Source organism: Polaromonas sp. P1_G4 (assembly GCF_056405475.1).
The window spans coordinates 1-7,532 of the sequence record NZ_JBFUCA010000186.1 but is presented as its reverse complement, the minus strand read 5'-3'; the positions used below and the strand labels follow the sequence as shown (position 1 = coordinate 7,532).

The window sequence follows — 7,532 nt, the reverse complement described above, 5'->3', positions numbered from 1 at the left end:
GGGCAGCGCATTACGCGAAGCGAAAAGCGTGGGGGCACTACCTCCCTCCGGCGACGTCGAGCAGTGCACCTGTTGTATAGCTCGCATTGTCGCCGAGCAGCCAGACAATCGACTCCGCCACTTCGCCAGCGGTACCCGGCCGCTGCATCGGCACCAGCGGCGCCAGTTCACGGGCCCGGTCGGGCAAGCCGCCCGAAGCGTGAATGTCGGTGTCGATGATGCCCGGGCGCACGCCGTTCACACGAATGCCTTCGGTGGCCACTTCCTTGGCCAGCCCGACCGTGAAGGTGTCGATGGCGCCCTTGGCGGCTGCGTAGTCCACATACTGGCCGGGCCCGCCCAGCCGCGCTGCGGCGCTCGAGACGTTGACGATGGCGCCGCCCGCACCGCCGTAGCGCGTGCTCATGCGTTTGACGGCTTCGCGTGCGCAGAGGAACGAGCCGAACACATTGATCTCGAACATGCGCCGCACCCTTTCCAGCGTCATGGCGTCAACGCGGCTGGTGCGGTCCACCACGCCGGCATTGTTGACGAGGCCGTCCAGCCGGCCGAGCTTGGCATCCACTTTTTCAAACATGGCCAGCACCTGCGCCTCGTCGGCCACGTCGGCCTGAACCGTGATGCCCTGGCCGCCGCCCTGGCGGATCTGCCGCACCACTTCGTCGGCTGCCAGCGAGTTGCTGGTGTAGTTGACGGCCACCGCCCAACCCTGGCGCGCCGCGAGCAGGGCGCATGCGGCGCCTATGCCGCGCGAGCCGCCTGTGATCAAAACAACTTTTGACAAACCGGACCTCCTGCAGAAAATGGCAATCCCGGGTAAAAACGGGGATTGCATCGGGTCAATGTACTTGAACAGGCCCCCAAAACCGGAGACGATCATGAGCACCGTTGTGGATTATTACTTTACGCCGCAAAGCCCATGGACTTATCTGGGCCACGAACGCTTTGCGCAGATCGCCCGCGCAGCGGGCGCTACCGTGAATGTGCTGCCTATCGATCTGGGCGGCAAGGTGTTTCCCATCTCGGGCGGGTTGCCGCTGGGGCAGCGTGCGCCGCAGCGCCAGGCCTACCGCCTGCTGGAATTGCAGCGCTATTCAGACTACCTGCATGCGCCGCTGAACCTCAAGCCCAAATATTTCCCGGTGTCGGGTGATGAGGCCTCGCGCCTTATCATCGCCGTGGACCTGCATGACGGCAGCGAAGCCGCGATGAAAATCGGCGGCGCGATCTTCAGCGCCGTGTGGGTGCGCGAGCGCCACATCGCCGACGAAAAAGTGCTGGCCGAACTGCTCGCCGAATGCGGCTTGCCGGCCGGGCGGCTGGAGCAATCCTTCAGCCAGGCAGTGCAGGAGCGCTACGAAGCCAATACCCAGCAGGCGATCGACGCCGGCGTGTTCGGTGCGCCCAGTTATGTCATCGACGGCGAACTGTTCTGGGGGCAGGACCGGCTCGATTTCGTGGAGCGAAAGCTTAAGGCCGGGGCATAAACCGCTGGCCGTTTCCCCTCCAGTTTCCCTTCATCCACACCGATCAACCAATTCAACGGAGCATCCATCTCATGGGCCAATTCACCAACCTCACCGCCGCCGACGGCTTCGTCGTGCCGGCTTATGTGGCGAAACCGGAAGGCAAGCCGCGCGGCGGCATCGTTGTTGTGCAGGAAATTTTCGGCGTCAACTCGCACATCCGCGGCGTGACGGACCGCTTTGCGGCGGAAGGCTACCTGGCAGTGGCGCCCGCCACGTTCGAGCGTGTCAAGCCTGGCGTCGACATGGGTTACAGCGAGGCGGACATGAAGATCGGCTTCGAGCTGAAAACCGCTGTCAGCGCGCTGCCGGGCGCCGGTGTGCTGCAAGACATCCAGGCGGCGATTGACCACGCGGCCAGGGCCGGTGGCGGCAAGGTCGGCATCATCGGGTTTTGCTGGGGCGGTCTCTTGACCTGGCGTGCGGCCTGCCTGCTCAAGGGCTTGTCCGCAGCCGTTCCCTACTACGGCGGCGGCATCACGGCCGAGGAGGAAATCGCGCGCCAGCCGAAATGTCCGGTCATGGCCCATTTCGGTGACCAGGACCACTGGATCCCGATGGAAGGCGTTGAAGCCTTCCGCAAGGCGCACCCGGAAGTCGAGGTGCATGTGTACCAGGCCAACCACGGCTTCAACTGCGACCAGCGCGGCTCCTACAACGAAGCGGCGGCGAAGCTGGCACGCGAACGTTCGCTGGCGTTCYTTGCCGCCAAACTGGCCTGACCGTGCGCCCTGTCTCCGGATTCAAGCCTTTTCGGGTTGCAGCCCTTTGCGGATGTGCGCGAGCAGCTATTATTTTGATAGCGTTTTCGGCGACTGCCCGAGCGGCCGACTACGCCGGTCCGTTGTTTGACACGCACCTGCATTACAACGAAGAGGCCTGGAACGGAAACAGCGGTCCACACTCGCCAGCTGATGTTCTTGCGCGCATGAAGCGCAACGGCGTCAAAGCCATCGTCGCCAACTCCCGGCCCAACGACGGCACGAAGTCGCTGGCTGCCATGCCGGAAACGCGCAAGACCGGCGTTACCGTGGTCCCGTTTATCCGCCTGTACCGTAACCGCGCTGACTATGACAACTGGTTTCGCGACGAATCCATTTACGAAATGGTGGAAGCCGAGTTTGCGCGTGGCGTCACGGGCGACCAGGCGGGGCCTTACAAGGGCATCGGTGAATTTCATTTGTACGACAGCGCCAATGCCAGCGGACCCGTGGCCAAAAAGCTCATGCAGTTCGCTGCGAAGAACAAGCTGGCCGTGCTCTCGCACGTAGACGACACGGCGATCGACTTGTTGATGGCCCACGCACCGGATGCGCGGCTCATCTGGGCGCACACCGGCATAGGCGGCGCACCGGTGGCACGTGTTGATGCGCTGCTGGGCAAATACCCGCAGTTGATGGGTGAGCTGTCCTATCGCCCCGGCCTGACCTGCGAAGGCGGAAAGCTGTGTGCGGAGTGGCGCACGCTGCTGCTCAAGTACCCAGGCCGCTTCATGATCGGTTCCGACACCTGGGTCAACCAGCGCTGGTTGTATTACGACGAACTCATGAAGGGCTACCGCACCTGGCTGGGCGATTTGCCAGCCGATGTGGCCCGCAAGATCGCCTGGAGCAATGCGGCCGGTATCTTCGGTCTGTAAAATCCACCCCCGTCCAGGCTCACTGCGTGTAGCCTGTTCCCCCTCGAGGGGGCGGCGCCTGCGGTCTGGCAAAGCCAGTCCCGCGGCACCTTGCTTGCAGATGCGGGGAGAAGCGTGGGGCACAATATTCAGATGTACTTTCTGCACTTCTCTCCCAGTTCCGCCGCCATGGCGCCCCACATCCTGCTCCAGGAACTGGGCGTGCCGTTCGAAAAAGTCCTCGTCGACACCAGCACCGGCGCGCACCGGTCGGAGGCTTACCGCAAGCTCAACCCCAATGGCCTGATCCCGACGCTGGTCGACGGTGACCTGGTGCTGTATGAAACCGCCGCGATCTGCCTGCACCTGTGCGATACGCATCCCGAGGCCGGTCTGGCCCCAGCCGTCGGCACCACCGAACGCGCGCATTTCTACAAATGGTTGATCTGGTTGACCAACACCATGCAGTCGGCGCTGATCATTTATTTCTACACCGACCGCTGGATGAACCCTGGCAACGACCCCGGYGTAGCCGAGTTGAAGTCGCACGCCGAAGCCAAAGTCGGCCTGATGCTGGACCAGCTGGACGCGGAGCTGGCAAGGCTGGAGAAAATCCATGACCAACCCTGGCTGTTGGGTGCGGCGTATTCGGCCGTGGATATCTATGCGCTGACGCTGTGCCGCTGGACGCGCAACTTTGCGTCGTCGCCGGCACGCAACCGGCCCCACCTCGGCCCCTACCTGCAGCGTGCGCTGGCGCGGCCTGCCGTGATCAAAGCCTTCCACGCCGAAGGGCTGGCCCAGCCTTGGGTCTGAGTCTCTAAGCTTTCGCCGCAGATGGGTTGTCGCGCTGCGCCTGCTCGATCTGGGCGACCAGCTTTTCGGGGTCGGTGTTTTCCTTGAGGATGGGAATGTCCGGGTCGCCCTCGATGTTGGCGCCTACCTTTTTGGCGATGCGCTCCAGGATCTGGATCATCTTGGTGTTTTCCTGCTCGGTCAACAGGTTGATCTGCAGGTCAAGCTGGTTGCGCCGGTCACTGATGCGCAATTCATAGTTCTGGCTGATCAGGATAAAAGACGAGAGGAAGATGGCTTCCAGTGACACCATCAATGTGAGGAAGGTGAAGGGGTAGGGGTCGAAATGCGCCAGCCCCGGCCATGAATTGAAGCTGATCCAGAACGCAAACGCAGCCACGTGCATCCAGACAAAAGGCATGGAGCCGCAAAAGCCGGCGACAAAGGCGGCGATGCGGTCAGCCCGGCTGCGGTTGGCCAGTGCCGTTTCTTCCACGCGCCGCATGGCTTCGACATTTTCGCGCGTCAGGTCATCGGCGCAGGTTGTATGGCCGTTCAGCGCCTTCTTGCCGGCTTGATTGCTCATGGGACATCCTTTTCGGGGTGCTGCTACCCACTCCTGCAGGTCAGCTTCGTGCCAGCTTGCCGGTGAGGAGAAGCGCGTCGGGCACTGCAGCGCCGTTGGCCGTATTGTCAAAGATGCACCAGACGCCGGCGTCGGACGCCGCCGCAAGCTCAAGCCGGACGGCAAGCGTATCCAGCACATCGGGTGCATAGGCCGAGTAGTACATCTTCGGCGACCCATGCAGCCGCACATAGACCAGGCCGGGATGTCCACCCGGCTGGGCGGCTGTGTCAAACAGAACCGGGTCGGCCAGGACGCGGGCTATTTTCATGGCCTTGAGCAAGCCGTCGGCCGCTGGTGTGAACCAGCTGACATGGCGCGGCTCCAGCGCAACGCCGCCGGCATGGCGTTGCCGCAGTGCGGTGAGGAAGCTTGTGGCCGTTGCTGGATCAAAAGCCAGGCTGGGCGGCAGCTGCACCAGCAGGCAACCGAGTTTGTCGCCCAGGCAGCGGACCTGTGCCAGGAAAGTATCCAGGAGGGCATCGCAGCGGCGCAGCCGTTGTTCGTGCGTGATGGCTTTGGGCAGTTTGACGGAAAAGCGGAAATGCGCCGGTACCGTGGCCGCCCACCGCGCATAGGTGGCCGGCTGGTGCGGGCGGTAGAAGGAAGAATTGATCTCGACCGCATTGAAACGGGCGGCATAGCGCTCAAGGTGGCTGCCGTCCGGCGGGAATTCGGGCCAGGTGTCGCGCGGCAGGCTCCAGCCTGCGCAGCCAACCTTCACGCCGCAAGGATTGTGAGGCCGGGTTTCAGGCTGCATGGCGGCAGATCGCGGCGGTGGCTTTCGGGGACCGTTTGCGGGCGCCGTGTCAGCGGCGCGTCCTGGCCAGGTACTGCTTGCGCCAGAACACCGTGGCGACCACCACGACGATCAGGACCATGACCCCGAAGGTCCACCAGAAACCGGTGGAGGCGTGAAGAAAGGGCATGAACTCGAAGTTCATGCCGAAGAACCCGGTGATCAGGTTCAGCGGCAGGAAGATGGCGGTGAGCGCCGTCAGCGTGCGCATGATGTCGTTGGTGCGGTTGCTTTGCGCCGAGAAATGCATTTGCACCGCGGTTTCGGCGCTTTGCTCCATGCGGCGCACATGGTGCACCACGCGTTCGATGTGCTCAAGCACATCGCGTGAGCGGATTTTGAGCAGTTCGCGCTCGCGCACTGCGGCGGGTGTCCCGCCTTCGGGCCAGGTTTCAATCGAATCGATCCAGTCCTGCAGAGCGGCCCGCTGGTCTTCGCAGATTTCATCGAGGTGGTGCATGGCCAGCCGCGCATCGAGCACCGAGCTCCAGTTGGTAAAGCGTGTGCCGGGCCGCAGCAGTTCGGACTGCCAATGGTCGAGCTGGCGCGTGAGTTCGCGCCGCAGCTCGAGGTAGCCGTCCACCATCTGGTTGACGATGCGCAGCATCAGGTCGGCGGGGCTGGCGGGCAGTTTGACGCCGCTGGAGCGCGACTCCGCCGTGGTCGCATTGAGCAGGCGGGCCGCGTAGGCATCGCGCACCGCGCAGTCGGCGGGGTGCACCGTCAGCACCACCTTGTCAAACACGGCAAAGCCGACCGGGCTGGTGTCGATGCGCTTGAGGACCGGTGGGCCGCTGCGTTTCATGCGCTCGTGCAGCGGTTCGCCGGGCTGGCTGAGGTCGGTTTCGCTTTGCCCGGCCGCCAGGCGGCGGAACACCAGGATGTCGTACTGCGAGGTGTAGTCGTAGTGCGAAGGGAGCTGGTTGTTCAGCAGGTCGGCCACATGCAGGTCAACCAGCTGGGTGCCGCACAGCGTTTGCAGTGCCGCCTGGATCTGCGCCTGCGTCACCTCGAACTCGCGGCGGGCGCAGGCAATCCAGACAAAACCCTGCGCCGGCAACTGGGCCGGCAGGGTGTCTGTCTCGGTGATGCCCTGGGTGCCGGAAGCGATGGTGAAAACGCGCATGAAAGCTCTTCTTATCCTTGTTTTTAGGTATTAAATCGGCATTCCGGCAAAGCAGGATGGGCGCAAGCAGCTATGATTTTAATAGCGATTGTGCGCGGCACCTGCCGCCCGGTTCAGCCTTGCCGCAGCTTGCGGGCAGCGTCGATGGCGAAATACGTCAGCACACCGTCGGCGCCGGCGCGCTTGAAGGCCAGCAGGCTTTCCATCATCACGGCGTCGTGGTCCAGCCAGCCGTTTTGCGCGGCCGCCTTGATCATCGCGTATTCGCCGCTGACCTGGTAGGCGAAGGTGGGCACGCCGAATTCGTCTTTCACGCGGCGCACCACGTCCAGGTAGGGCATGCCGGGTTTGACCATCACCATGTCGGCGCCTTCGGCGATGTCCATGGCCACCTCGCGCAGCGCTTCGTCGCTGTTGCCCGGGTCCATCTGGTAGGCCTTTTTGTCGGCTTTGCCCAGATTGTTGGCCGAGCCGACCGCGTCGCGGAAGGGGCCGTAGAACGCGCTCGCGTACTTGGCGCTGTAGGCCATGATGCGGGTGTGGATCAGCTTTTTGGCCTCCAGTGCCTGGCGGATGGCGCCAATGCGGCCGTCCATCATGTCGCTGGGCGCGACCATGTCCACGCCGGCTTCGGCCTGGCAAAGCGCCTGCCGCACCAGCATGGCCACCGTCTCTTCATTGAGGATGTAACCGTTTTCATCCGGCAGGCCGTCCTGCCCATGCGTGGTGAAGGGGTCCAGCGCCACGTCGGTCATCACGCCCAGGTCGGGGAAGTGCTTTTTCAGTGCCCGCACCACCCGCGGGATCAGGCCATCGGGATTGGTGGCTTCGACGCCGTCGTAGGTTTTGAGCGAGGCGTCCACCACCGGGAACAAGGCCATCACCGGAATGCCCAGCTTCACGCATTCCTCCGCCACCGGCAGCAGCAGGTCAAGGCTCAGCCTTTCGACGCCGGGCATGGAGGCCACCGCCTGGCGCTGCTGCTGGCCGTCCACCACAAAGACGGGATAAATGAGGTCGTGCGGGGTAAGTGCGTGTTCACG

Annotated in this window: 9 protein-coding genes; 4 read left to right on the top strand and 5 right to left on the bottom strand. The window is 63.4% G+C overall.

The genetic code is table 11. The features are described 5' to 3' along the window. Nucleotides 1–37: 37 nt before the first annotated feature. Nucleotides 38–784, bottom strand: coding sequence for an SDR family oxidoreductase (locus tag AC1D1X_RS11180; protein WP_477670235.1), 747 nt, complete (start codon nt 782–784; stop codon nt 38–40). A 94-nt stretch (nt 785–878) separates the two neighbouring features. On the opposite strand from AC1D1X_RS11180, the gene AC1D1X_RS11175 reads away from it, so the two are divergent. The 4 genes from AC1D1X_RS11175 (at nt 879) to AC1D1X_RS11160 (ending at nt 3,960) form a co-directional block, all read left to right on the top strand. Then, nucleotides 879–1,487 carry a DsbA family protein gene (locus AC1D1X_RS11175; protein WP_477670234.1) on the top strand — a complete coding sequence of 203 codons (609 nt, stop codon included), beginning with the start codon at nt 879–881 and terminating at the stop codon, nt 1,485–1,487. 71 nt (nt 1,488–1,558) lie between these two features. Then, complete coding sequence (locus AC1D1X_RS11170; protein WP_477698284.1) at nt 1,559–2,248, top strand: dienelactone hydrolase family protein; 690 nt, start codon at nt 1,559–1,561, stop codon at nt 2,246–2,248. 68 nt (nt 2,249–2,316) lie between these two features. Continuing rightward, nucleotides 2,317–3,165 carry an amidohydrolase family protein gene (locus tag AC1D1X_RS11165; RefSeq protein WP_477670736.1) on the top strand — a complete coding sequence of 283 codons (849 nt, stop codon included), beginning with the start codon at nt 2,317–2,319 and terminating at the stop codon, nt 3,163–3,165. A gap of 132 nt (nt 3,166–3,297) precedes the next feature. Continuing rightward, a complete protein-coding gene (locus tag AC1D1X_RS11160; RefSeq protein ID WP_477670232.1) occupies nt 3,298–3,960 on the top strand; it encodes a glutathione S-transferase family protein in 663 nt (220 codons plus the stop codon). Between the two features lie 4 nt (nt 3,961–3,964). Here AC1D1X_RS11160 and AC1D1X_RS11155 read toward each other — a convergent pair whose 3' ends face one another. The 4 genes from AC1D1X_RS11155 to hemB form a co-directional block, all read right to left on the bottom strand. After that, on the bottom strand, nt 3,965–4,525 hold the full coding sequence (locus tag AC1D1X_RS11155) for a DUF1003 domain-containing protein (protein ID WP_477670231.1): 561 nt from the start codon (nt 4,523–4,525) through the stop codon (nt 3,965–3,967). A gap of 40 nt (nt 4,526–4,565) precedes the next feature. Beyond that, nucleotides 4,566–5,324, bottom strand: a complete 759-nt coding sequence (locus AC1D1X_RS11150; protein WP_477670230.1) for a DUF72 domain-containing protein — start codon at nt 5,322–5,324, stop codon at nt 4,566–4,568. A 49-nt stretch (nt 5,325–5,373) separates the two neighbouring features. Next, entirely contained in the window at nt 5,374–6,489 is a 1,116-nt protein-coding gene (locus tag AC1D1X_RS11145) for a magnesium transporter CorA family protein (protein WP_477670229.1), read from the bottom strand. A gap of 113 nt (nt 6,490–6,602) precedes the next feature. After that, on the bottom strand, nt 6,603–7,532 hold a 930-nt coding region (gene hemB / locus AC1D1X_RS11140), incomplete at its 5' end, for a porphobilinogen synthase (RefSeq protein WP_477698283.1).